Here is a 24,217-nt window from a genome sequence, read left to right on the forward strand (position 1 = left end):
CTATTTCCAGCCTTTGGGGACGAAGGGTAGCGGCGCGACGTGCGCCGGATGAATCTTGCCGCGGATGACCAGCCCGAGGGCGGTGCCGTCGGCGGCGAAAGCGGGCGTCACATACCCCATGGCGACGGGCCCGCCAATGGTGGGGCCGAACCCGCCGGAGGTGATCTCGCCGATCACGGTGCCGTCGCCATCGACGATCGGCGTGTGCGCCCGCGCCGGGGCGCGGCCTTCCGGGCGGATGCCGACGCGCACCCGCGCCGGACCGTCGAACAGCTGCCGCATGATGATGTCGGCGCCGATGAAGCCGCCTTCCATCTTGCGCCGCTTGCCGATGGTCCAGGTCAGCGCCGCCTCGACCGGCGTGGTGGTCTCGTCCAGGTCGGCGCCGTAGAGGCACAGGCCCGATTCGAGCCGCAGCGAATCCCGCGCGCCCAGACCGGCGGCCTCCACCTCGGGCTGATCGAGCAGCCGCCGGGCCAGCGCCTCGGCACGGTCCGAGGGCACCGAGATTTCCACCCCATCCTCGCCCGTGTAGCCCGAGCGGCTGACCCAGCAGTCGATACCGTTCAGGGTCAGGGCGGCGGCGGCCATGAAGGGCACGGTGCGGATGCGCGCGTCGAGCCGGGCGATGACATCGATGGCCTTTGGCCCCTGCAGCGCGATCAGCGCGCGGTCGTCCAACAAGGTGACGGTGCCGGCGGGCATATGCGCCTGGAGATGCGCCAGGTCGGCGCCTTTGCAGCCCGCGTTGACGACCACGTAGAGATCATCCTCGCGCCGCGTGATCATCAGATCGTCGAGGATGCCGCCGCGCGCGTTGGTGAACATGGAATAGCGCTGGCGGCCCGGCTTGAGCGCCGCGATATCGCCAGGCACGAGCCGCTCCAGCGCGGCGATGACGCCCTCGCCCTTCAGCACCACCTGCCCCATGTGGGATACGTCGAACAGCGCCGCCGAGGCACGGCAGTGCAGATGCTCGGCCATGATTCCGGCCGGATAGCGAATCGGCATGTCGTAGCCCGCGAAGGCGCCGAATTCGGCGCCCAGTTCGCGGTGCAGGCCATGCAGCGGGGTGGTCTCGAGCGTTTCCGGAGCGGACATAAGGTTCCTGACATGTGGGCAAGCCACCCGCGCCCGGATGGACGAAGGCTGCCCCCTCTGTCTTCGGAACCTGAGAGATTTGCCCGGCAGCGGCCCGCGCTGGGCCGCCATCGGCTTACTCCTTCGGTGAGCAGCACCGGGTAACCGATGCGTCTGCTTTCCAGAGTGCCTGTACCCGTGCGGTCCTTTTGCCTGAAAGTTTCCGGGGCGGTTGCTTCTTCGGCGCCGGCAAGGACCGGACTCTCCCGCACGGGCGTGAGGCTGAGGAGGAAGGTAGCAGGCGCCCGGCGGGAGTCAAGGCGGGGCTACGCGGGTTCGGCATGCATGGTGTGCGGCGCGGCAGCACTCACTCCGCCGTCTCGACGCTCATGCGACCGGGCCGCCGAGCGCGCGGCTTGCGGATGACGATTTCCACGTCGCGGCCCTCACGAATTTCAAGATGGCAAAGCGGCTGGGCGCCATGGAATAGCAGCTAGTGATCGACATCAAAGATCAGCAAATTGTCATCGAAATGCCGACCGGCGGTGATGACATGAGCGAAACGAGCAATACCATACTATCGTCGGGCCACCAGCTGGCGCAATTAAAGGCCCTGGCACCGCAACCACAGGGTTATTGTCTGGAGCGGGAATGCGAGTGATATCGGTACCGTGGGGAGGTCGATGCGAGCTTTATGGCGTCTGGTCAGCACCAGGCAGGCAGCGTTACTGCTTGTGCTGGCTATTGGCGGCCTGTGCGCGCTTCTCGCCTTCAGATTAATGTGGATCGGCAAGGACTACTGGCGCAGGAGCTGTCCTTCCGGCACGTTCGCGGCGAATAGCCTCAATAGCCTTGAACTGTTGGTTGGGCTGCTCGCCCTGTCCTGGATTCTTTACCTGCTGATCTGGGGCATGAAGATCCGTGATGAGGCTTTCGCACGACCAGGGCTCCGTTCGATATTCATCCGGCGAGCGAGGCAGATACTGACCCACCTGATCCTGTCGGCTGTCCTTCTCCTTTGTTTGTTCGCTGTATTCGGATTCAGAGGTTATTGCGCTATGTCGGGTGGCGTAATCGTCGCCCAGTGGCCGTGGACGGCCGCCAAACATTATCAGTGGCAGGACGCCACACGGGTGCAGGTCGACTGTAGAAAGGGGCGGCGGTCTGGATATAGCGGCAGACTCCATGTCACGCTGGGAGACAGTGAGATTTCCTTCATGGAAGCTGACCTGGAGGGAACGCATTACGGCTCACTGAGCAACGCCCTTCGGTTCGTCCCATTCAAGTTTGAAGACGATCACGTGCCTCCTGCATGTGAAGAGTGGGTTGTCCGGCAGGTTCCGCGCCGCCCAGGAGCCGCGCAGCCTTATTCCAGTCCTGTCAGTGAAGAACTGGCTCTGGCGATCAGTCGCAACGAGCGAGGCTATCCCGGCTGGGCGCGTCCGGTATTTAGGACGCTGGCGGCGGCGGGGGACCCCGTGGCGCAGGTGGAGTTGGGAAACATGTACACCGAGGGGCGCGGCGTGAAAGCCGACCCCGCTCATGCCCTATCGCTCTACCGGCGAGCGGCTATGAGTGGCGAGGCGGCGGCGCTGAATGCCATAGCAGTCGCCTATGATTATGGTGCCGGCGTGCCGGCCGACCGAAGAGAGGCGATCCGCTGGTATGGGCTCGCTATCGCCGCCGGCAGCCCAGCAGCGATGAACAACATCGGTCTCTTTTACTATCACGGCATCGAGGTGCCGGTGGATTATGCAAAAGCCCGGGAGCTTTGGGAAAGCGCCGCCACTCTCGGCTATGCGCCGGCAATGAACAACTTGGCGGAGTTGCTGGAGAAAGGCTTGGGAGGTCCTCGCGATCGCGAGGCCGCAATCCGGTGGTGGCGTGTGGCGGCCGCCCACGGTATCCCCGCAGCGGTCAGATCAATAAACGGGATTATTGGCCGAGCAAGCCAGATAGGGTCCTAGCGCAGGCAGCACGGCAGGCGCGCCGCTCGCCTCCAGTCGGTCGGAGCTCTGCGTAACTGCCACCATACCGGACCTACCTCCGTCCCAAGGAAGTTCTGCGACAGGGCACTCGACCTGTCCTTCTGCTTCGGATTCCGCTCCCCGGGCTTGAGCGTACGGTTTGCGGTGTCTTCCAGATCCCGGTGAACTTGGCGTCGACAAAGAGACCACCGTTGCCACGCTGAGTAACATGGTGGGGCATACGGCGAATGATACGCGGGCGAAACGTGCCATGATGAAATCGCGACGGATCGGGCGCGGGCGTCAATTAAGTGCACTATCACCGAAATTCGTGTCTTGGACCGCAGTAGGATCACGGTAAAGCCCCCGTCGCCGATATCGTTGACCGTGAACCTGACCTGACCCACCGTGATCATTCGCTATTGAGGGCAGAGGATAAGGGGTGAGAATTGCCCGTGACGATAGAGAACAACGTGGAAGCCGTTACCATCAGGCCCTTGCGGGCAGAAGACGGCGAAATTGCCGGAGAGATCTTTTTCGACGCGGTCCACCATGGGACCGGGGAGCATTACACGCACGAACAGCGAACAGCCTGGGCCGGGGCGTCGCCGAACCCGTCCGGGTGGCGAAACAGGCTCGTCGATGTTGATGGGTTCATGGCGGAGCTGAATGGCACTCCGGCAGGCTTCATGACGATCGATGCGTCGGGCTATATCGATCTTGCTTTCGTCAGACCAGGTGCACTGGGGATGGGCGTGGGCTGGCTGCTGTATCGGGCCATCGAGGCGCGTGCGGAGCAGCTTGGTGTGGCCTGTCTCACCACGGAGGCAAGTAGGAAGGCCAGGCCGTTTTTCGAGCGGCAGGGCTGGACCGTGGAGCGGGAGCAGCGGGTCGTGAAACGCGGCGTGTCCCTCACGAACTTCAGGATGACAAAGTGGCTGAGCAGTCTAAAGGATTAGCAGGCGACGATGGAATTTATTAGCAAAGATATTAATTAATTCACAAAAAATTATCGATTTATTGATAATTTCTTATTTTTAATAAATCTATGAATCAAATTAAAACTCCTCCCATTAGCATCCGCATTCTGAAGAGTAACCACTTCCTCGGGACTTACCTCTGCTATCAGCATTTTCTCCAACCAGGTAGTTCCAACTCCAACAAAATAGCCACAACCTCTCGCCGCCATCATTCTTTCTTCAAAATTTTCCCTAAACTCATCTGCACCCTCCGGGAAGTAAAATCGCGATCCAGGCGGGCTGGTTCTGGATGCCGCCCTTATGGTGAGCACATCCGGCATCCAATTTCCGTTCAAAGGGACAAATTCGTAGGCCCTGAGAATGACGATGCGCGATTCAGCTAGGGGAGAAAATCTCATGGCCGCCCCTGAAGGGAAGACTATCAGTCCATTCTCCGGCCCATCGTAAAAATCCAGCATTATCACTGTATGGAACCCCATATCATGGGTCACCCCTGACCTCTTTGACAATTCTCTCAAGGTATCCAATGAAGAGCGGGGCATGCCTCGATCCATCTCAATCTATTTCTGAGCTCTATATAGCAATAAAATTTCTGTTCTGCTGAATTAGAAAGATTAAAAGGAAAATTTAGCAAACAATCACTGCAACTAACTCACCATATCTCCACCGACGCGCAGCCGAGCTCCCCTGCGACCGCTCTCACCGGCGCTTCGGAAAAATACTCTATCATGGTTGCCCCATGAGGGAGGCGCACGACCTCGCCCTTGTCGTTACGCACTGTTTCAAAGCGCCAGATCCCGGCGCTTGATTCTACGTCCAGCTTTTTCCAGTCCCAGCCATTCATCGCCCCGCACGCCAGGGCGCGGCCGGTCAGGCTGTAGACGGCACCACCGACATGCACGACAGGACAGTTCGAGTGTTCGGCGGGCACACACTCGACACCAGCCGACGGAAACTCGTAGGGCCAGTTTTCGGGATCATCCTTTTCGCAAATGACCCGACGCTTTCCTTCGGGCCAGGGACCGGAGACGAACTCGAATTTGGGATCGCACATCTCATCTACCGGCTCCCAAGACAGCGCAGAACTCATCTGTATCGAAATTATACCAGCGGTTACCAGCAGACCAAAGCGCGTGACACGGCCCATCACGTTCTTTTCCTGTGGGTTAATTTCATTCACACATCTGGTCCGCAATGTCGTTGATGAGACCACCTCCGGGCCTACACCATCGGTTAAGTTGATGGCGCGCCCGCTACCGCACCTCAAGAAAGTGAAGCAATGCTTTCGCATAGGCGGTGCGGCGCTCCTGCCTGCCACCTTCAACACCCTTCCTAATAAAGTCGCGCAACTCCAGTTTGTAAATTTCCACCGCAGGATCATCCATTACAAGATCCGCAAGCAGGTTCATGCCGCCCCCTTGAAGACCGAGATGCCATAACCCAAACCAGAAATATGAAAATCGTTGTGGTTGAGGCATCTTCGCCACCTCTTTGTAATAATAATCGTGATAAACGCTCGATATAGGCCCCGATCCGAAAGCGTAAATATCTCCGAACTCAACATACTCGGCATCATACCTAACGATTATATCGCCAATTATCTGCTTAAGACGCTGATCCACCGACGCTTCTTCGGCCTTTACGGGACTGTAAAAGACCAACGCTCCCATCAGAAACAGAAATTTACAAACCATCGATGCTTTTCGGAGTTTCACTAACAACCCTTTCCCCAAGTAACGTGACTTTTTAACCGAATTAACGAATAGTTTTACGAGTCCTCCTGGCTTCGCACAACATTCACTCGTCGAACCCTCGACTTTGCCCCCCTTGCCCGGCTTAAGCGTGAGGTTTGTCGCGTTCTCCGGGCCTGCGATGAACGCGTCGTTGCCGAGAGGAGCCTGTTACCACGATGGGTGGCATGGCGCGGCAGACCGAGAATCACGACACTAGCGAGACGGGCCATGCCCCACAATTTGCAGGATCAGCGGCGGGCGTCAATTAAGTACACTGTCACCGAAACCCACTTTACTACCGCAACTATGAGATGTGACCTTGGCGGTTACGGTAACAGGTGCAAACCTCCCGCCCCTTGCCGGCTACCGCCGCGGCTTGACGGATCGTCAGGCAAGGGTAAGCTTGCCGTCCAAAGGCGTTGCTCATTTGAAGGAATATTCATGGTCCGCCCGATATCGGCCGCCTTACTCGTCTGGGTCGCGCTGACGGTTCCTTACCAGGCATTGGCAGATTCAGCACCGAAACCTTGCGCCGAAATGCCGGGAACGCCCAGCAGGAAGCCGAAGCCGTTATGGAAGTCGGTGCCGCTGATGTCCGTGCTCACCAAGGTGGAGGAACGCGGGGAGGCCGGGTTTCGGTTGGCGTGGTCGCCGCCCCTGTCGCAGTGCCTGGTGGAGACACTGGATGCGGGGGGCATGCCGATCAATGCGGTGCACGCAACATTCCTGAAGGACGGCAAGGATCTTGAGGACAGGCTGATCTACCGCTTCTCGGGCGGTGAAGCCGATGGCGCGCGCGATGTGGTCGTGCTGTTCGACCCCTTATCGTCCGTCCTCACGAAGGTCCATCTGTTCTATGTCGCGGAAATGCGCGGCGGCCAGATTTTCTACTATGCCATGTTCGACGGATTGCCACCCTACGAGACGCTCAAGCAGACCGTGGCCGGCGTGCTGAGCGGTGAAGAAAAGCCGCTGGCGGTGGTCCATTGGCAACCCGGCGCCAAGGAGGGCAGCATCGACGTTTTCGACGCGGACAGGCTGAAGCGTTAGGCGCCGATTTTCGGTCGGGGGGCGGAATGACGATTCACGGTTCTGAAGAACGTGCCCGAATCGGACTCTTGCGCTCCATCCTCCAAACAACGCTGGAACGGGCGTCATTATCGATACAGGTGGACCATTGAGTACCGGAGAGAATTTTATAGCTCATTGGATCTGGATGGCAGGTCTCGCAATATCTTTCGTTCTGATAGTCAGCCTACCCCTTCTTGTTGATGGCGAAAGACTTGAGTTGTTCGCGATAGAAGATGTAGAAGTCTACTCAAGCCCAGAGGGTTCGACCGTAACGGCGCTTATTAGATCCGGTGAGCTCGCTCCCATTATCGCATGCGACTACACCAAATCAGATAGAATTTTGGAAATTGAAGTAGATGGAAGAGCCGGTTATGTTATTGATGGAAAATATACTATAATCAAGAAATCCAGATCAGAACATTCTATCTCTCCGGTCTCATTTTCATGCTAAACTGACAGGCTCGTCGAGCGACTGTTATTAGTGATAGTGTCGACGGCCCTTGCAGAAATAACCCACCCGCATCGCCGAAGAACGTACGCACCCGCCCATTGCCACGCTAAAGGTAATATGGTGCAGCAGGCCGGGAATGACGGCACGGGCGCGGCGGGCCACGCCCCATTGTCAGCGTAACTCGTAATTCTAGCGTACTTTTACGTACGAAATCGCAAAATCAGGATTTACTCTTAACAAAACATCCCCCAACAGAGTTCTTTCTAATTCAGGACTCCAGAACCCCTGGGTTCTTTTGGGTCGGAGATGACCATCATACCCAAACACATAATCATTAAAACCCAAACGTACAGTCGAATCATAAGTCAAATAATGATACCACGTATTAGAATTTTCGACTACAAGCCTGCCCTGAACCCTGTATTCCAAACTATACGTGCCATCTTCGTATAGCACTAGTCGCTCATCACCCTGATCATGAGTCGCAACGTACAACCCGATGACTGACGCTCGATCCACCGAATCGGAACAACCTGATAAGGCTATCGCGTACAATACACAGGCCATCTTCAGCACATACCCAAGCATCAATACCTACCAAATCCGGTGACACAGCGTAATCGAGGCATGCCGATGCCAAGCTGGTCACCCTCCTCCACACCATCACCGATACATTTCCGCCGGCGTCCACCCCGCCTGATCTGCCTCGCCCTCCGAAAAGAACCATCGTTCCCCGGCGGACTGGTTGATCACTGATTTCGGTGACAGATTTCGGTGACAGTGCACTTAACTGTCCTTCGGCTTCGGGCCCCGCTTGCCGGGCTTGAGCGTACGGTTTGTCGCGTGTTCCAGGCCGACGATAAACGCGTCGTCGCCGAGGGGGCGGCCGATGGTTTCGGCGCGGCGCAGGCCGTCGAGCAGCGCCGGGTCGCCCTCGGTGGCGATGAAGTCGGCGAAGGGCGCGAACCGCTCCAGCACCGGCGCCAGCGTGGTGATGCCGTCGTCGCGGCCGGACAGGTGGGCATGCACGCTGGACCACGGCCAATCCTGGGCCCGCGCCGCCAGCCGCGCCCGGACGGGGTTGAGGGCGATATAGCGCACCGCCGCGCCCAGATGCGCCTCGTCCATGGCGGCGGCGCCGAACCGGCCCTGCCAGAAATGCCCGCTCCGCCGCTCGCGCGCGTGCACCGCGCCGGCATAGCGCCGGTGCACCGGCGCCAGCGCGCGCCGCAGCCCGTCCGCGTCGGATGGCACCAGGATCAGGTGGACGTGATTGGGCATCAGCACCCAACTCCAGACCTCGACGCCCGCCGCGCGGCACGAGGCGGCCAGCAGGTCGCGGTAGAGCGCGTAGTCCGCGTCGCTGAAGAACGTCCGCGCCCGCCCGTTGCCACGCTGGGTGACATGGTGCGGCAGACCGGGAATGACGACGCGGGCGAGACGGGCCATGACGCACTCTCGCCGGATCGGCGGCGGGCGTCAATTAAATGCACTGTCACCGAAATTTGATTGAGCCCGGTCAATGCGCACTCGCACTTGGGTGGGCAGAATGCTCGTTCCCTTTCAGGAGCGTTTCATGAAAACCCTATCGCGGCTTCGGATTTTTCACGCCTGCCTGGCGATCGTCGCCGTAACTGCTTACGCGACCGGTGAGGCGGGCAGTATCCATGCGTGGTTCGGTTACGGGGTTGCGTGCCTGATCGTCGTGCGCCTGATCTGGGCGACCACCGGCGTAACGCAACTCGGACTCAGCAAGTTCTACCCGAATTTCGTGGGTCTAAAGCTCGGCAATGCGGCCACCCATCCTGCGATCAGTCGAACTCTTCTGGCAGGCATTGCCTTGCTGGTCGTGGGTGCGGCGGCCACGGGTATCTGGATGGACCAGGGCAAGACCATCGGTTTCGGCCAGGCGCGGCCCACTGCCTATATTGCTGAGGCTGCGGATGGTGGCGAAGAGGAGCATGGGGATGGAGGGATGGTCGGCGAGGTGCATGAGACGCTCGCCAACGCGCTCGTGGTCGTCGTCGCGTTCCATGTCCTGTATCTGCTTCTCTTCAAGAGGCCGCTCGCCCTGTTCATGCTGTTCATCCGCGCGCCGCATGGAAACCGGCGCCGGCGAGATGCACGTGAAGGCGAAAGCGTTGCCGATGGAGATGATCGCCAGCTACCCTGATTTGTTCAGGTAGGGCGAGCCGCCAGGAGCGATGACCGGAGAGGCGCTCAAGGGCGGCCGCGCCTGCACCCTGCGAATTCGGTGCCAGTGCACTCAACCATCCTTAGACTTCAGGCCCCGCTAGTCGGGCGTGAGCGTGCGCTTCGAGCGGACTGATACCCCGGTCGCGGGCCGTGTGGTAAGGTGACTGCACAGGTGCACACCGCACGTTCAGGCAGTTCAGATCAGCATGGCCCGCAAACGCTCGAAACCCGATCCCGTTGAAGACCTGCCCGACGACGAGGCGCCCGCCCCGGTGGTGCATTGCTGGCTCTGCGGGCGGCCCACGGGCGAGACCATCGTCTGGCACCATCCCGTGCCCAAGAGCCGGGGCGGGCGTGACGTGGTGCCGATGCATCCCATCTGCCAGCAGACGCTGATGGCCAATTTCACCAATTCCGAACTGCAGCGCCACGGGCTGGACGTGGAGGGCCTGCTGGCCAACCCCAACGTGCGCAAATTCGTGGATTGGGTGGCGAAGAAGGACCCGGATTTCACCGCGAGCACGGCCAAGAAGCAGCGCTGAGCGGGCATCTGGCGCATTCGGCATCTGGCGCTTTCGAACGTGCCATACCCCTTGCCGCCGGATCGGCGGCGAGCGGAAATTAAGTACACTGTCACCGAAATTTGGCGCCGACATTGGGTGCTGGCCGTCGCGTCCGAGCCATAAATATTCGTGTGAATTCAGCGGATAAATGAACCAAATATACAAATATTAATTTAACAACTTGTAAACAATACCCTTGATCACCAAGTACGCTGATATAATAAAACATGACAAGGATCGCCCGATGTATACGCGCCTTGATAGTTATATTGAGACCTGGTTGGATCAGAATGTCGGGTCCGGCCCCGAGTTGCTTCCGAATGATTCCGAACTGAGGGAACTGGCCAGGTCCTTGGCCTGCGACGTGAACAATCACGCGTTCGACAGCATGGACCTCGACTCATACGGCCCGTTCGCCCGGCGCATCGGCGAGGCGAGGCGCGCCGCGAACGCGCCCGCCAGAGCCAATCTGAATGGCCCTGCTTAACCGAGGCGGCGAAAGACCGCCCTATCCCCGGTAGCGGAACAGGCCTTCCTGGGCGACGGAGGCGACGAGCAGGCCGTCGCGGGTGTAGATGCTGCCGCGGTTGAAGCCGCGGGCGCCGGAGGCGCTGGGGCTGTCCATGGTGTAGAGCATCCAGTCGTCGTCCATCTTGAAGGGATGATGGAACCACATGGCGTGATCGAGGCTGGCGGATTGCAGCTTGCCCGACAACCAGGTGATGCCGTGCGGGCGGAAACAGGTGTCGAGCAGGGTCATGTCCGAGGCATAGGCGAGCATGCACTGGTTGAGCGGCAGATCGTCGCCCACCGAGGCGCGCGGGCGGAACCAGACGTGCTGCACCGGCTCGGTCGGCTGCGGGTTGATGAAATCCTGGCGGTTCACGTGGCGCATCTCGATGGGGCGCGGGCGCGAGAAGTGCTTGGCGATGTGCTCGGGCACCTTGTCGATCACGGCGAGGCGCAGTTCCTCGTCGCTGGGCAGGGATTCGGGCGGCGGCACGTCGGGCATGCTGGCCTGGTGCTCGAAGCCGTCCTCGGGAATCTGGAACGAGGCGGCCAGGTTGAAGATCTGCTTGCCGTGCTGGATCGCCACGACGCGGCGGGTGGTGAAGCTCTTGCCGTCGCGCGAGCGGTCGACCTCGTAGATGATCGGCACCTTGGGGTCGCCCGGGCGGATGAAATAGGCGTGCAGGGAATGGCAGATGCGGTTCTCGACCGTGCGATAGGCGGCGACCAGCGCCTGGCCGATCACCTGGCCGCCGAACACGCGCTGCCAGCTGACATCCGGGCTGAGGCCGCGGAATAGGTTCACCTCGAGCGGCTCGAGATCGAGCAGCTTGATCACGTCCTCGACGGCATCCTCGTGGGTTTCGGTCATGACAGGCTCCGTCGTCGGTGAAAAGGTGCCCGGTATTATGCGCAGACGCGCCGGTGTGTCACGCGTTTGCGAAAGCCGCGCATGCATGGCAGGTGCCCCGGCACCGCGCGCGCTTTCCACCGTTCATGAGCGGCCCATATACTGACACCGACGCCCGCAATGCCAAGGAGGCCCGATGGCCCGCGTTCCCGCCCCCAAGAAACCCGCCGCGAAAAAGGCACCGCCCCGCAAGGTCGCGGCCAAGAAGGAACCCGCGCGCAAGGGAGAGGCCGCCAGCCTGGTGATCCGCAACGCCACGCCGGACGACGTGGAAGCGATCATCGCCCTGGTGCAGCGGGTCTATCCGGACGACCAGCCTTATACGCAGGGCATGGTGCGCGGCCAGATCGTCACATTTCCCGAGGGCCAGTTCGTCGTCGTCTATGAAGGCGAGGTGGTGGGCTATGCCGCCAGCTTCCTGATCGACGAGGCGACCGGCATGAGCCAGCACCGCTGGAGCGAGATCACCGGCTCGGGCTATGGCTCGCGCCACGATCCGAACGGCGAATGGCTCTATGGCATGGAAGTGTGCGTCGACCCGAGCCGGCGGCGGCTGCGCATCGGCCAGCGGCTGTACGACGCGCGCCAGCGGCTGTGCGAGGTGCAGGAGCTGAAGGGCATCGTGTTCGGCGGGCGCATGCCCGGCTGGGCGCGGCGGCGCAAGGCCTGGCCGGACCCGTGGGAGTACGTGCAGGCGGTGGCCGCGCGCAAGATCGACGATCCGGTGGTGAGCTTCCACATCCGCGCCGGGTTCGAGCCCATCGGCGTGCTTAAGAACTATCTGCGCGGCGACCGGGCGTCGGGCGGCTATGCCACGCACATGGTCTGGCGCAATCCCTATGCGCTGGAAGAACCGAGCCCGCATTCACCGCCGCAGGGCGAGAAGGAAGCGGTGCGCGTCGCCACGGTGCAGTTCCAGCAGCGGATGATCGGCAGTTTCGACGAGTTCGTGTCCAACGTGGAGTATTTCGTCGACGTCACGGCCGATTATCGCTGCGACTTCGTGGTGTTCCCGGAGCTGTTCACCCTGCAGCTGCTGGCGTTCGAGAAGCGCAAGCTGACGCCGGCCGAGGCCATCGAGACGCTGACCGAGTTCACGCCGCGCTTCATCGCGGCCATGCGCGAGCTGGCCATCGGCTACAACATCAACATCATCGGCGGCTCGCACCCGACGCGGACCGAGGATGGCGACATCCAGAACGTGGCCTATGTGTTCCTGCGCGACGGCTCGGTGCATGCGCAGGAGAAGATGCACCCGACGCCCAACGAGCGCCACTGGTGGAACATCAAGGGCGGCGACCACACGGCGGCGATCCAGACCGATTGCGGGCCGATCGGCGTGATGGTCTGCTATGATTCCGAGTTCCCGGAACTGGCGCGCCGGCTGGTCGACGAAGGCGCCAAGCTGCTGTTCGTGCCGTTCTGCACCGACAACCGGCAGGGCTATCTGCGGGTGCGCTACTGCGCGCAGGCGCGGGCGATCGAGAACCAGTGCTATGTGGTGATGTCGGGCAATGTGGGCAATCTGCCCAATGTGGACAACATGGACATCCAGTACGCCCAGTCCTGCATCCTGACGCCCTGCGACTTCCCGTTCGCGCGCGACGGCATCGCCGCCGAGGCGACGGAGAACGTGGAGACGGTGACCATCGCCGACCTGGACATGACCGACCTGGCCTGGGCACGGGCGCAGGGCACGGTGCGCAACCTGCGGGACCGGCGGTTCGACCTGTACAAGATCAACTGGCGCGACGGCGGCTAGGGCAGCGGAACGCGCTCGGCGCCGAGAGCGTCGAGGGACGCCTCGTCATGGCTGGCGAGGAGCAGCGCGCCGCCATAGCCGGCGAGCGCCGCCTCGATCACCTCGATGGAGGCGAGGTCGAGGTGGTTGGTCGGCTCGTCGAGGATCAGCAGGGACGGCGCCGGGCCGCCGAGCACGCAGGCGAGGCCGGCGCGCAGCCTTTCGCCGCCGGACAGGGCGTGGACCGGTTTCAGCGCCGCCTCGTTGCGGAACAGGAAGCGGGCGAGCAGCGCCCGGGCGTCATTGTCGGACAAGGCCGGATTGAGCCGGCGGCAATTGGCGAGCACGCTGTCGCCGGGGCGCAGCAGGGTGACGTGCTGATCGAGCATGGCGACGCGGCCGGCGCACGAGACCGTGCCTTCCGACGGCGCGATCCGGCCGGCGGCAAGGCGCAGCAGGGTCGTCTTGCCCGCGCCGTTCGCGCCGCGGACCGCGAGGCGCGCGGCACCCTTTAGGGTCAAGGAGACGTGGCGCAGGATCCAGCGCCCATCGGGCGCCTGCCATCCGGCGTCGTCCATCACGAGGACGTGCCGTTCCGCTGACGCATGCGCCTGCGGGAGGGCGACCCGCAGCGGGGTGAGGATTTCGACGCGCCGGCGCGCCTCGTCCAGCGCATCCGCCGCCTCGCGGCGTTTCCGGCCGGCCAGCGCGCTGCCCCTGCCCGCCGTCGTCTCGGCCCGCTGCCTGCGGGCATCGAGAAGGATTTTCGGGGCGTCGCCCTTTGCCCGCTTGCGCAGGCCCGCGCCGTCGCGGCGCGCCTGCCGCTCGCGCGTGTCCTGGATTTCGCCCTCGGCCTGGCGGATCGCCCGTTCGGCGGCGGCGGCGTCACGCGCGGCGGCGGCCCGTTCCTCGTCGCGGCGGGCGGCATAGACGTCCCAGTTGCCGCCATAGGCGCGCGCGCCAAGCGAGGACAGCTCGACGATGCGGTCCATGCCGGCGAGCAGGGCGCGGTCGTGGCTGGCGACGACGGCGCCGCCCTTCCAGCCGGACAACAGTTCCATCACGGCGTCGCGGCCCCGCGCGTCAAGATTGTTGGTGGGTTCATCGAGCAGGATCATGTCCGGCGCGTCGAGGAGGAGCGCGGCGAGCGCGGCGCGGACGGCCTGCCCGCCCGAGAGCGTGGACAAGGGACGCAGCGGGTCGAGGTCCGTCAGGCCCATGCGGCCCAGCGCGGACTCGATCCGGGCCGGCAAGGTCCAGTCCGCGTCGGCCAGATCGCGCTCGTCGCCCTGCCCCGCCACGATGCGCTCGAGACGCTCAAGGCCAGCGCGCACGCCGAGGGCGTCGGCGACCAGCGCGTCCGCCGCCGCGCCCGTCTGCTGGGACAGCATGGAGAGACGGCCGTGGCGCGCGATGCTGCCCGAGGACGGCGACAGCGTGCCGGCCATCAGACCCAGCAGCGTGCTCTTGCCGCTGCCGTTGCGGCCGACAAGCCCGGTGCGTCCGGGACCAAAGGCGATGGTGAGATCGGAGAGGAGGCGATGCCCGTCAGGCGTGGTCCAGGAGACGGATTTCAGGTCGATGAGAGGAAACATGGCATACCGATGCAGCAGTGACGACGCGGGTGACAGCGGCGGTCGTCATCAGTTTCATCGGCAGGGTCCTCCTTCTCGCGACAGGCTGGAAGATAGGCCGCGCAGCGCGGGCGTCAAGCCTGCGGGGTGGGCGCGGGAGCCGGCTTGTTGACCAGCTTGCCGTTGAAGGCGATGGAAATGCGGATGTCGTCCTGCTCGTTGGGATAGACCCAGTGGCGCAGATAGGACGGGAAGATCAGCATGGTTCCGGCGACGGGCATCTTGCGGATCTTCGGCGCGAAGTGGATGGATTGCAGACCGTCCATCTGGGAGACGGTGCCGCGCGGATCGAGGAATTCGATGGAGCCGCTGCGGCCGCTCGGGGCCGGCGGGACGGTGACATAGTAGCTGCCCGACCACTCGTGGTGCGGATGGGTGTGGGGCGTGTTGTAGGCGCCGCGCTCGTTGACGTTGATCCAGCCCTGGAGCGCATACGCCTTGTTGGTGAGGTCGAGCCCCGGCGCGACCTGACGGGTCGCGGCGCCCAGCGCGACGTAAATCTGCTGCGCCAGGGTCCGGAAGGACGCCTCGGGACGGCGGAAGAAATCCGTGTCGGAATGCCAGCCATGCTGGTTGCTGCGCTGCATGCCGGGCGCTGTCCGGCGATAGGCCAGCACGTCGGCGATCAGCGCCTGGTTGAGCGCCTCGGCGTCCTCCACCTTGAAGGTGAAGACCGGCGATGGAAAACACGGCTCGGACGCGAGCAAGGTCGGCGACGGCATTGGACACTCCCCCTCTGGCCGGCGCCATTTTCCGCCAGCCGGCGCGTCGGCTCAAGCAGGCAATCGCCTACCGGACGCCGGCGCGGGCGATGTTGTAGCCGAGTTCCTCGCGGGTCAGCTGCAGGCCGATCAGGATTTCCTCGTAGGGGATATCCTCGCCCTTGAGCGGCACCACGGCATCAATGGTCTCGCTCGAGGTGCTGATGCCGTTGCTGCCGAAGCTGTGGCTGCTGTCGTAGACGTCCTTCTTGGCGACGGTCTTGCTGTCGGGCGTGATGGCGACGAAATATTGCAGCGAGGCGCCGGAGTCGGTCGAGGCCGGTCCGCGTTCGGCGACCACGTCGAAGGTGATGCGCGCGTTCACCGCGCCCTTGTCCTCGCTGTTGACGCAAACCACCTTGAGGTTGGTGATTTCGGCCCGCAGGGCGACATCCTGCGCCAGGCGGCCGAGGCCGGCGAAGCGGGTGACCTGACCCGTATAGGCGACGATGCCGACGGGCGGGCATTTCTGCTTCATCTCCTCCGACATTCCCTGGTCGACCTTGCCGCCGAACAGGCTGCACCCTGACAGCACCAAAGCACCGCCCAGAACCGCGGCAACCCGCAGCGCGCCGATAGTACGCTTCATCAATCCGCCTTTTTACCGAGCTAAAGCTTGTTATGCGCGCCGTCGCACAGGGGCGATGCGCCCGTCTGCTTGCAGCCGCAGAACCACACCGTCATGTCCTTGGACGCCTTGTATTCCAGCGGCTCCAGCCCCGAACCCTTGTGCCTGCCATCGCAGAAGGGCTGCTTGGCGCTTTGGCCGCATGCGCACCACCAATAGCTCTTGCCCGCCTTCACGTCGATGGCGTAGGGCTCTTTCTGGGCTATGACCGGCTCAGTCATGATGGTATGTCCCTTGCACTTCTATACAAACGACGCGTCGCAGCGGCATATTAGAGAACGCCATGGGTCAGGACAAGCACGCCCGGCCCGGCGCCCGCAATATCCCGCCGCACGCCCTCAGTAGCACGATTCCGAAGCAGCATGGCCGTATATACGCACGTCGACGAAGAAGCCCTCGCTGACTTCCTCAGCCATTACGATACCGGCGCGGTCGTCGCGTTCAAGGGCATCGCCGAAGGCGTCGAGAATTCCAACTTCCTGCTGCAGACGGAAAACGGCAGCTACATCCTGACCCTGTACGAAAAGCGGGTGAAGCCGGGCGACCTGCCCTTCTTCCTCGGCCTGATGAGCCATCTGGCCGCCAAGGGCATCGCCTGCCCGACGCCGATCGTGGGCGATGACGGGGAGGCGCTGCGCGAGCTCTGCGGGCGTCCGGCGGCGCTGATCTCGTTCCTGCGCGGGCTTTCGGTCGTGCGGCCCACCATCGCCCACTGCGCCGGCATCGGCCGCGGCATGGCCGAGATGCACCGGGCCGTCGCCGACTTCACCATGCCGCGCCCCAATGCGCTGGGCCTTGCCGGCTGGCACCAGCTGGCCGATGCCTGCCGCGACCAGGCGGAAGCCGTGCGCCCGGGACTGATGGGACTGATCGACGACGAGCTGGCGTATCTGGACAAGGCGTGGCCAAGCCATCTGCCATCCGGCGTCATCCATGCCGACCTGTTCCCCGACAATGTCTTTTTCATGGGCGAGCGGCTGACCGGCCTGATCGACTTCTATTTCGCCTGCAACGATTTCCTGGCCTATGACCTGGCCATCGTCATGAACGCCTGGTGCTTCGAGCCGGACCGGGCGTTCAACGCCACCAAGGCGCGCCGCCTGCTGGCCGGCTATCAGGCCGTCCGGCCGCTGGAGAGAGACGAAACCGCCGCCCTGCCCGCCCTGGCGCGCGGCGCGGCGCTGCGCTTCCTGCTGACCCGGCTGTACGACTGGGTGAACCAGGTCGAGGGCGCGCTGGTGCGGCCCAAGGACCCGGGCGAGTATGTCGAGAAGCTGCTGTTCCACCGCCGGATCAAGAACCCCGGCGAATACGGGCTGAACTGATGGGACGGGTCACGATTCACACCGACGGCGCCTGCTCGGGCAATCCGGGTCCCGGCGGCTGGGGCGCGCTGCTGCAGTACAACGGCGCGGAGAAGGAAATCTGGGGCGGCGAGAAACCGACCACCAACAACCGCATGGAACTGATGGGCGCGATCAAGGCGCTGGAGGCGCTGAAAAAGCGCAGCGAGGTCGATCTCTACACCGACAGCACATATGTGCGCGACGGCATCACCAAATGGATCCACAACTGGAAGCGGAACGGCTGGCGCACGGCCGACAAAAAGCCGGTGAAGAACGCCGAACTGTGGCAGGCGCTCGATGCCGCGATCCAGCAGCATGACGTCGCCTGGCACTGGGTAAAAGGCCATTCAGGGCACGCCGAGAACGACCGGGCCGACGAACTGGCGCGGCGCGGTGTGGAAGAGGTTCGAAGTTCGGGCCAACCCTAACTCATTAAATGAAAAAAGGGGCGCCGGAGCGCCCCTTTCCCATCGCCCGAGAGCGAAAAACCCTTAGAGCTGGCCCAGGGCCACTTCGGCGCTGGAATTCTGGAAGGCGCCGCCCTCTTCCGTGTTGAGGTGCGTCACCACGCCGTCTTCGGCGATCAGCGAGAAACGCTGCGAGCGGTGGCCGAGGCCGAGGCCGCTGAGGTCGAGCTCGAGGCCGAGCGCCTTGGTGAAGTTGCCGCTGCCGTCAGCCAGCATCACGACCTTCTCGCCCACGTTCTGGTCCTTGCCCCAGGCGTTCATCACGAACACGTCGTTCACGGCCATGCAGGCGATGACGTCGGCGCCCTTCGCCTTGATGGCGTCGGCGTTCTGGACGAAGCCAGGCAGGTGCTTGGCCGAGCAGGTCGGCGTGAACGCGCCGGGAACGGCGAAAAGGACAACTTTCTTGCCGCCGAACAGTTCGGCCGTGGTGATCGGGGCCGGACCCTTCTCGGTCATCTGGGTCAGCGTGCCTTCGGGGATCTTGTCACCAACTTTGATCGTCATGGGAATCTCCCTATTCCTTCGGAATCTCGAATATCGGCGCCGCCGGAATGGCGGCAGCGGCCGGGATCATAGCAGCAGCATGGGCGTAAATGTATGACGGAATCGCGCCGAAACGGATGGCACGGGATGGCTCCCGGAAACGTTTCGGAAAACACGGTATAGTACCCCCGGACGAGGGATTCTTTCCCGCCTGCCCCTTGAGCCCAACGCGAGAAGGCACACTTAAAAGACCATGCCCCAGTATCCCTTCGCCGCCGACCGCGCCGCCAAACCCGACTATCTTCGTGGCAAGCTGCTGCTCGCCATGCCCAACATGGGCGATCCACGCTTCGAACGGAGCGTGATCTGCCTGTGCGAGCATTCCCCGGAAGGCGCCATGGGCATCATCGTCAACCAGCCGGCGGATCACATCGCCTTCCCGGATCTGATGGAGCAGCTGAATATTCCCACGCCGGAAACCTGCGCGCCAGTCGGCATCTTCACCGGCGGTCCAGTCGAGCCGAACCGCGGCTTCGTGCTGCATTCGACGGACTATCTGCACGAGACCAGCCTGATCATCTCGGAGCTGGTCGCCCTGAGCGCCACGGTGGACATCCTGAAGGCGCTGGCGGCGGGCGAAGGCCCGCGGCACAGCCTGCTGGCCCTGGGATACGCGGGATGGGGGCCGGGTCAGCTCGAGGCGGAAATCCAGGACAATGCCTGGCTCCACACGGAAATCGACACAGACCTGCTGTTCGCCACCGAGGCGGCGCTGAAGTGGCCGCTGGGCATGGCGAAGCTGGGAATCGACCTGTCCATGCTGTCGCCGGTCGCTGGCCACGCCTGAGACGGCGTGTGGATCAGGCGGCGAAGCGCCGCGTGATCGCGTCGTAGTCGGGCAGCTTCTTGAGCGGCCCGACTGCCGCCATGGTCGCCTTGCCCTCGCTGAGGATGAGACGCGCAGAGTCCGTCACCGCATCCATGGTGACGCTGTCGATGCGCGAGACGATTTCCTCCAGCGGGATCACCCGGCCGAACATCAGCAACTGACGCGCCATCTGCTCGACCCGTCCCGACGAGCTCTCCAACGCCATCAGCGTGCTGGCTTTCAGCTGGGCGCGGGCGCGGGCGAACTCGCGCGGTTCCACATGATCACCCATCTTGCGGACTTCGTCGGCGATGACGGTGACCAGTTCGTCGATCTGGTCCGGGCTGGTGCCCGCATAGATGCCGAACAGGCCGCCATCCATCAACGCGGCGGTGAAGGAATAGACCGAGTAGGCCAGACCTCGATTTTCGCGCACTTCCTGGAACAGGCGCGAGGACATGCCATCGCCCAGAATGGTCGACATGATCTGAAGCGCGAAGAAGCGGTCGTCGGTGAAGGCGACGCCCGGAAAACCGAAGGTCAGATGGACCTGTTCGAATTTGCGGTCGCAGCGCGCCTCGCCGCCGCGATATTCGGCCAGCGGCACCTCGTCGCGCTTGTTGGGCTTCAAATCGCCGAACTGACGGGTCGCGAGGTCCACCAGTTCGGCATGATCAATGCGGCCCGCGGCGGCGACGACCATGGAATCGGCGGCGTAGTGCTGTCCCATGTAACCGGCCAGACCATCGCGCGAAAAAGCGGAGACGGTTTCAACCGTGCCGAGGATGGGGCGGCCGACGGCCTGATCGGGATACGCGGCTTCCTGCAACAGGTCGAAGACCAGATCGTCGGGCGTGTCCTGGACTTCGCCGATTTCCTGGATCACGACACCGCGCTCGCGCTCCAGCTCGACGGGATCGAAGGTCGAGCGCTGCAGGATGTCGCCCAGCAGATCGACGGCCAGCGGCACGTCGTCGCCCAGCACGCGGGCGTAATAGGCGGTCTGCTCGCGCGACGTATAGGCGTTCAGATGCCCGCCCACATCCTCGATCGCCTCGGCGATATCGCGGGCCGAGCGGGTGGTGGTGCCCTTGAAGGCCATATGTTCGAGCATATGCGAGACGCCGTTCTGCTCGGCGGATTCGGCGCGCGCGCCGACGCCGACCCAGACGCCGATGGAGGTTGTCTGCAGCCGGTCCATCGCCTCGGTGACGACGCGCAGGCCATTGGGGAGTGTGGTGATTTCAACGCTCATTGCGTCAGTGCACCTATGTGATCCTGAACCGACTTCAAGTCGTTCGGTAAAATTTCGTAGCGTTCGGGCCGGGTCAGGAGATCGGCAAGATGCGGCGGCAGGCCGGGATAGATTCCGCTGGCGGCCTGGACCGCATCGGGGAATTTCGCCGGATGGGCCGTGGCGAGGGAAACCAGCGGAACCTCGGGACCGGTCCGCAGCTTGCGCCCCGCGGCAACGCCAACGGCGGTGTGCGGATCGATCAGCGTGGCGTTGTGCCGCAGGACATGGGCAATGGTCGCCCGTGTCTCGTCCTCGTCGATACGCGTGGCCGCGAACAGGCGCGAGGCATCCGTCACCTGGCCGTTGCCGATGGCCAGCCTGCCTGTGGCCGCGAAATCATCCATCAGCGCCGCGATGCGTGCGCCATCGCCGCCATAGAGATCGAACAGCAGACGCTCGAAATTGCTGGAGACCTGGATATCCATGCTAGGGCTGATGGTCGGCTGCACCGTGCCGCGGCTGTAGTCGCCGCTGCGCAGCGCGCGCGAGAGGATGTCGTTCACATTGGTGGCGACGATGAGCTTGTTGACGGGAGCGCCCATGCGGGACGCCACGTAGCCGGCGAAGACGTCGCCGAAATTCCCGGTGGGAACCGAGAAGTCGATCCGGCGTCCGTCGTGACCGCCCAGCGCGAGCGACGCCTGGAAATAGTAGACCACCTGCGCCAGAACCCGCGCCCAGTTGATGGAATTGACCGCGGCGAGATTCAGCCGGTCGCGGAAGGCGTGGTCGTTGAACATGGCCTTCACCAACGCCTGACAATCGTCGAACGTGCCCTGCACGGCGATGTTGTAGACGTTGGCGGATGGCACCGAGGTCATCTGCCGGCGCTGCACCTCGGACACGCGGCCGTGCGGATGGAGCATGAAGATGGTGACGTTCTCGCGGTCGCGGCAAGCCTCGATGGCCGCGGAGCCGGTATCACCCGAAGTGGCGCCGACAACGGTGATCCGCTCGCCCCGCTTCTTCAGGATATGCTCGAACAGGCGGCCAAGCAGCTGGAGCGCCACGTCCTTGAAGGCCAGGGTCGGGCCATGGAAAAGCTCAAGAAGCCATTCACCGGCGTCGAGCTGGCGCAGGGGCGTGACCGCCGCCTGATGGAATACGCCCGGGACGGCATAGGTTTCGTGAACGATGGCCGCAAAGTCATCCTCGGAGATGCCATCGACGAAGGGACGCATCACCTCGACGGCGACATCCGCGTAGGACAGAGATTCCCAGCGGCGCAGTTCATCCGGCGCGATCGCCGGCCAGGATTCGGGCACGTACAGGCCGCCATCGCGCGCCAGACCGGCCAATACCACATCCTCGAAGCCCAGCGCGGCCGCCGCGCCGCGCGTGCTGACATAACGCATCGATCAGTCTTTCCGCCGGTGATAGAGAACGAAGATCACCAGCGCCGTGATGGCGAAGGCGAACCATTGGAGCGCATAGGACAGATGGGGATCCTGAAGCTTCAGGACCGTCTGCCCGCCCTTGGGCCAGCCGCCCGGGTTGAGGGTCTCGTCGGCCTCGACGAAGACCGGCAGGGTCTTGAGGCCATGAGCCCGCGCCATGTGGGCGAGATCGCCCTCGAAGAACAGTTTCTTTTCCAGATCGGCGGGCGGAATGAAGTGGCGGGCCAGCCATTTCTGCTGCCAGGGCAGGCGGACGAGGCCGGTGACCGTCACCGTGCCGGATACGAGGCCATCGGGCCGCGCCTCGGGCGCGCGCTGCTCGTAGGGCACCCAGCCGCGATTGACCAGAACGACCGTGCCGTCGTCGCGGCGCAGGGGCGTGATGACCTGCCAGCCGAAATTGCCGTTGCCGGACTGGGCCTGGAGATAGCTCTCCTTGTCGTGGAGGAACTCGCCCGTCACGGTGACGTGGCGGTACTCCCAGTCGTCAGGCACCTCGATGGCCGATGGCAGCGGCGTCGCCGGCAACTCGACCCGCTGCTCGATCTTGTCGACCAGATCATGCTTCCAGACCATGCGCTGGAGCTGCCAGATACCGCAGGCGGCACACACGAGGACCGCCGCCACCGTGATCAGGGTCGGGATGAATTTTGGCTTCTGCAGAAAGAGTGCTGTCATGATCCCTAAAACAGTTTCGGTCCCGCCGAAGGCGGGACCGACTGCAAACAGAAAACTGGTGTGTGACGGCGATTAATGGGCCGGACCGCCAGCGCCCTGACCACCGATGTAGATGACCAGGAAGAGGAAGAGCCACACCACGTCGACGAAGTGCCAATACCAGGCCGAGGCCTCGAAGCCGAAGTGCCGCTCGGGGGTGAAGTGGCCCCGGTAGGCGCGGATCAGGCAGACCGCCAGCATGATGGTGCCGACGAGCACGTGGAAACCGTGGAAGCCGGTCGCCAGGAAGAAGGTCGAGGCGTAGATGCCATCGGTGAAGCCGAACGCGGCATGGCTGTATTCATAGGCCTGAACGACACTGAACAGCGCCCCGAGCAGGATCGTGCACCACAGGCCCTGCTTCAGGCCCTTGCGATCACCTTCGATCAGCGCGTGATGCGCCCAGGTCACGGTCGTGCCGGACAGCAGCAGGATGAGGGTATTGATGAAGGGCAGATGCCACGGATCGAAGGTCTGGATGCCTTCCGGCGGCCAGGTGCCGCCGATGAAGTGAGTCGGATAGATCGCGGCGTTGAAATAGGCCCAGAACCAGGCGACGAAGAACATCACCTCGGAGGCGATGAACAGGATCATGCCGTAGCGCTGATGCAGCGCGACGACCGGCGTGTGATGGCCGGCATGCGCCTCGTTGATCACGTCGCTCCACCAGACAAACATGGTGTAGAGCACGCCCAGACCGCCGATCGCCCACAGCCAGGGACCGACGATATTGTGCCAGTCGAGCGCGCCGCCGAGAGCGAGGACGAAGACGCTGACCGAGCCCATGAACGGCCAGAGGCTGGGGTCGACGAGATGGTAGTCGTGATTGGGTTTGGCGTGCGCGTCGGCCATGGTTATCCCCTGCTCGCTTATTGCACGGCCGCGGTCTTGTCCGCGGCCTCCTGAGTTTGGTTGTAGAAGGTGTACGACAGCGTGATGGAGGTGACGTCCTGCATGTTGCTGTCGGCCATGAAGGCGGGATCAATAAAGAAGCTCACAGGCATGTCAACCTTCTGTCCCGGCTGCAGCGTCTGTTCGGTGAAACAGAAGCATTCCACCTTGGTGAAGTAGGCACCAGCCTTGGGCGGCGTGACATTGAACACGGCCATGCCCGTCACCGGCTTGTCGGAGCGATTCTCGGCCCTGTAGAAGGCCAGCTTGTTCTCGCCGACCTTGAGATCCATGGAGTACTGCTCGGGCTTGAAGGTCCATGGCAGATTCGACGCGGTGTCGGCGTTGAAGCGCACCTTCACCTCGCGGTCGAAAATCTGGTCCGGCGTGGCATCGGCGCGCATGGGGGTGCCGCCATAACCGGTCACCCGGCAGAAGATCTCATAGAGCGGCACCGAGGCGTAGGCGAGGCCAAGCATGCCCACCACGACGCTCGACAGGACGATGACCGTCCGGCGGTTAC

General features: G+C 63.0%; 27 protein-coding genes and 1 riboswitch. Of the genes, 11 read left to right on the forward strand and 16 right to left on the reverse strand.

The window, feature by feature from the left end; genetic code table 11:
- Positions 1 to 1,101, reverse strand: a complete 1,101-nt coding sequence (gcvT, locus tag WJU17_RS05475; protein WP_346326326.1) for a glycine cleavage system aminomethyltransferase GcvT — start codon at positions 1,099 to 1,101, stop codon at positions 1 to 3.
- 170 nt (positions 1,102 to 1,271) lie between these two features.
- A riboswitch (glycine riboswitch) is annotated at positions 1,272 to 1,359 on the reverse strand.
- A 217-nt stretch (positions 1,360 to 1,576) separates the two neighbouring features.
- Here gcvT and WJU17_RS05480 point away from each other — a divergent pair.
- The 3 genes from WJU17_RS05480 (at position 1,577) to WJU17_RS05490 (ending at position 4,006) form a co-directional block, all read left to right on the forward strand.
- Positions 1,577 to 1,741 carry a hypothetical protein gene (locus tag WJU17_RS05480; protein WP_346326327.1) on the forward strand — a complete coding sequence of 55 codons (165 nt, stop codon included), beginning with the start codon at positions 1,577 to 1,579 and terminating at the stop codon, positions 1,739 to 1,741.
- A 22-nt stretch (positions 1,742 to 1,763) separates the two neighbouring features.
- Positions 1,764 to 3,047, forward strand: a complete 1,284-nt coding sequence (locus tag WJU17_RS05485) for a tetratricopeptide repeat protein (protein WP_346326328.1) — start codon at positions 1,764 to 1,766, stop codon at positions 3,045 to 3,047.
- 455 nt (positions 3,048 to 3,502) lie between these two features.
- Positions 3,503 to 4,006 (forward strand): GNAT family N-acetyltransferase, encoded by a 504-nt coding sequence (locus WJU17_RS05490; RefSeq protein ID WP_346326329.1) that lies wholly within the window; start codon positions 3,503 to 3,505, stop codon positions 4,004 to 4,006.
- A 50-nt stretch (positions 4,007 to 4,056) separates the two neighbouring features.
- Here WJU17_RS05490 and WJU17_RS05495 read toward each other — a convergent pair whose 3' ends face one another.
- The 3 genes from WJU17_RS05495 to WJU17_RS05505 form a co-directional block, all read right to left on the reverse strand.
- Positions 4,057 to 4,518, reverse strand: a complete 462-nt coding sequence (locus tag WJU17_RS05495; protein ID WP_346326330.1) for a hypothetical protein — start codon at positions 4,516 to 4,518, stop codon at positions 4,057 to 4,059.
- Between the two features lie 161 nt (positions 4,519 to 4,679).
- Complete coding sequence (locus tag WJU17_RS05500) at positions 4,680 to 5,207, reverse strand: hypothetical protein (protein ID WP_346326331.1); 528 nt, start codon at positions 5,205 to 5,207, stop codon at positions 4,680 to 4,682.
- Positions 5,208 to 5,280: 73 nt separating this feature from the next.
- Positions 5,281 to 5,742 (reverse strand): hypothetical protein, encoded by a 462-nt coding sequence (locus WJU17_RS05505; RefSeq protein WP_346326332.1) that lies wholly within the window; start codon positions 5,740 to 5,742, stop codon positions 5,281 to 5,283.
- Between the two features lie 600 nt (positions 5,743 to 6,342).
- Here WJU17_RS05505 and WJU17_RS05510 point away from each other — a divergent pair.
- Positions 6,343 to 6,810 (forward strand): hypothetical protein, encoded by a 468-nt coding sequence (locus WJU17_RS05510; RefSeq protein WP_346326333.1) that lies wholly within the window; start codon positions 6,343 to 6,345, stop codon positions 6,808 to 6,810.
- Positions 6,811 to 8,068: 1,258 nt separating this feature from the next.
- Here the strand turns inward: WJU17_RS05510 and WJU17_RS05515 are convergent.
- On the reverse strand, positions 8,069 to 8,731 hold the full coding sequence (locus WJU17_RS05515; RefSeq protein ID WP_346326334.1) for a transposase: 663 nt from the start codon (positions 8,729 to 8,731) through the stop codon (positions 8,069 to 8,071).
- Positions 8,732 to 8,858: 127 nt separating this feature from the next.
- Between WJU17_RS05515 and WJU17_RS05520 the strand changes: the two genes are divergently transcribed.
- The 3 genes from WJU17_RS05520 to WJU17_RS05530 all read left to right on the forward strand — a co-directional run bounded on the left by WJU17_RS05520 (position 8,859) and on the right by WJU17_RS05530 (position 10,528).
- Entirely contained in the window at positions 8,859 to 9,455 is a 597-nt protein-coding gene (locus WJU17_RS05520) for a cytochrome b/b6 domain-containing protein (RefSeq protein WP_346326335.1), read from the forward strand.
- A 229-nt stretch (positions 9,456 to 9,684) separates the two neighbouring features.
- A complete protein-coding gene (locus WJU17_RS05525) occupies positions 9,685 to 10,020 on the forward strand; it encodes a hypothetical protein (protein WP_346326336.1) in 336 nt (111 codons plus the stop codon).
- A 265-nt stretch (positions 10,021 to 10,285) separates the two neighbouring features.
- Positions 10,286 to 10,528, forward strand: a complete 243-nt coding sequence (locus tag WJU17_RS05530) for a hypothetical protein (protein ID WP_346326337.1) — start codon at positions 10,286 to 10,288, stop codon at positions 10,526 to 10,528.
- A 21-nt stretch (positions 10,529 to 10,549) separates the two neighbouring features.
- Here the strand turns inward: WJU17_RS05530 and tesB are convergent, their stop codons facing one another.
- Positions 10,550 to 11,422 carry an acyl-CoA thioesterase II gene (gene tesB, locus WJU17_RS05535; protein ID WP_346326338.1) on the reverse strand — a complete coding sequence of 291 codons (873 nt, stop codon included), beginning with the start codon at positions 11,420 to 11,422 and terminating at the stop codon, positions 10,550 to 10,552.
- Positions 11,423 to 11,597: 175 nt separating this feature from the next.
- On the opposite strand from tesB, the gene WJU17_RS05540 reads away from it, so the two are divergent.
- Positions 11,598 to 13,223 carry a GNAT family N-acetyltransferase gene (locus tag WJU17_RS05540; protein WP_346326339.1) on the forward strand — a complete coding sequence of 542 codons (1,626 nt, stop codon included), beginning with the start codon at positions 11,598 to 11,600 and terminating at the stop codon, positions 13,221 to 13,223.
- Here the strand turns inward: WJU17_RS05540 and WJU17_RS05545 are convergent.
- The 4 genes from WJU17_RS05545 to WJU17_RS05560 form a co-directional block, all read right to left on the reverse strand.
- The gene (locus WJU17_RS05545; RefSeq protein ID WP_346326340.1) at positions 13,220 to 14,797 is read right to left on the reverse strand and encodes an ABC-F family ATP-binding cassette domain-containing protein; all 1,578 of its coding nucleotides are present in this window, start codon (positions 14,795 to 14,797) and stop codon (positions 13,220 to 13,222) included. The genes WJU17_RS05540 and WJU17_RS05545 overlap by 4 nt on opposite strands.
- Positions 14,798 to 14,910: 113 nt before the next feature.
- On the reverse strand, positions 14,911 to 15,558 hold the full coding sequence (locus WJU17_RS05550) for a TIGR02466 family protein (RefSeq protein WP_346326341.1): 648 nt from the start codon (positions 15,556 to 15,558) through the stop codon (positions 14,911 to 14,913).
- A 67-nt stretch (positions 15,559 to 15,625) separates the two neighbouring features.
- Positions 15,626 to 16,186, reverse strand: a complete 561-nt coding sequence (locus WJU17_RS05555) for a hypothetical protein (RefSeq protein WP_346326342.1) — start codon at positions 16,184 to 16,186, stop codon at positions 15,626 to 15,628.
- A 20-nt stretch (positions 16,187 to 16,206) separates the two neighbouring features.
- Positions 16,207 to 16,446, reverse strand: a complete 240-nt coding sequence (locus tag WJU17_RS05560; protein ID WP_346326343.1) for a CDGSH iron-sulfur domain-containing protein — start codon at positions 16,444 to 16,446, stop codon at positions 16,207 to 16,209.
- A 141-nt stretch (positions 16,447 to 16,587) separates the two neighbouring features.
- Here WJU17_RS05560 and thrB point away from each other — a divergent pair, with 141 nt between their 5' ends.
- The gene (gene thrB, locus WJU17_RS05565; RefSeq protein ID WP_346326344.1) at positions 16,588 to 17,550 is read left to right on the forward strand and encodes a homoserine kinase; all 963 of its coding nucleotides are present in this window, start codon (positions 16,588 to 16,590) and stop codon (positions 17,548 to 17,550) included.
- Complete coding sequence (rnhA, locus tag WJU17_RS05570; protein ID WP_346326345.1) at positions 17,550 to 17,999, forward strand: ribonuclease HI; 450 nt, start codon at positions 17,550 to 17,552, stop codon at positions 17,997 to 17,999. Before thrB ends, rnhA begins: the two co-directional genes overlap by 1 nt.
- Before the next feature lie 63 nt (positions 18,000 to 18,062).
- Here the strand turns inward: rnhA and WJU17_RS05575 are convergent, their stop codons facing one another.
- Positions 18,063 to 18,545, reverse strand: a complete 483-nt coding sequence (locus WJU17_RS05575) for a peroxiredoxin (protein ID WP_346326346.1) — start codon at positions 18,543 to 18,545, stop codon at positions 18,063 to 18,065.
- Between the two features lie 232 nt (positions 18,546 to 18,777).
- Here WJU17_RS05575 and WJU17_RS05580 point away from each other — a divergent pair, with 232 nt between their 5' ends.
- Positions 18,778 to 19,371 (forward strand): YqgE/AlgH family protein, encoded by a 594-nt coding sequence (locus tag WJU17_RS05580; protein WP_346326347.1) that lies wholly within the window; start codon positions 18,778 to 18,780, stop codon positions 19,369 to 19,371.
- A gap of 13 nt (positions 19,372 to 19,384) precedes the next feature.
- On the opposite strand, the gene WJU17_RS05585 is transcribed toward WJU17_RS05580, so the two are convergent.
- The 5 genes from WJU17_RS05585 to WJU17_RS05605 all read right to left on the reverse strand — a co-directional run bounded on the left by WJU17_RS05585 (position 19,385) and on the right by WJU17_RS05605 (position 24,173).
- Positions 19,385 to 20,647: a pitrilysin family protein gene (locus WJU17_RS05585; protein ID WP_346326348.1), complete on the reverse strand. Its 1,263-nt coding sequence runs from the start codon at positions 20,645 to 20,647 to the stop codon at positions 19,385 to 19,387.
- Positions 20,644 to 22,044: a threonine synthase gene (gene thrC / locus WJU17_RS05590; RefSeq protein WP_346326349.1), complete on the reverse strand. Its 1,401-nt coding sequence runs from the start codon at positions 22,042 to 22,044 to the stop codon at positions 20,644 to 20,646. The genes WJU17_RS05585 and thrC overlap by 4 nt, the downstream gene beginning before the upstream one ends.
- A 3-nt stretch (positions 22,045 to 22,047) precedes the next feature.
- Positions 22,048 to 22,764, reverse strand: a complete 717-nt coding sequence (locus WJU17_RS05595; protein WP_346326350.1) for an SURF1 family protein — start codon at positions 22,762 to 22,764, stop codon at positions 22,048 to 22,050.
- A 72-nt stretch (positions 22,765 to 22,836) separates the two neighbouring features.
- Entirely contained in the window at positions 22,837 to 23,655 is an 819-nt protein-coding gene (locus tag WJU17_RS05600) for a cytochrome c oxidase subunit 3 (RefSeq protein ID WP_346326351.1), read from the reverse strand.
- A 17-nt stretch (positions 23,656 to 23,672) separates the two neighbouring features.
- The gene (locus tag WJU17_RS05605; RefSeq protein ID WP_346327401.1) at positions 23,673 to 24,173 is read right to left on the reverse strand and encodes a cytochrome c oxidase assembly protein; all 501 of its coding nucleotides are present in this window, start codon (positions 24,171 to 24,173) and stop codon (positions 23,673 to 23,675) included.
- Positions 24,174 to 24,217 lie beyond the last annotated feature (44 nt).

Source organism: Iodidimonas sp. SYSU 1G8 (genome assembly GCF_039655775.1).
Lineage (GTDB): Bacteria > Pseudomonadota > Alphaproteobacteria > SMXS01 > SMXS01 > RI-34.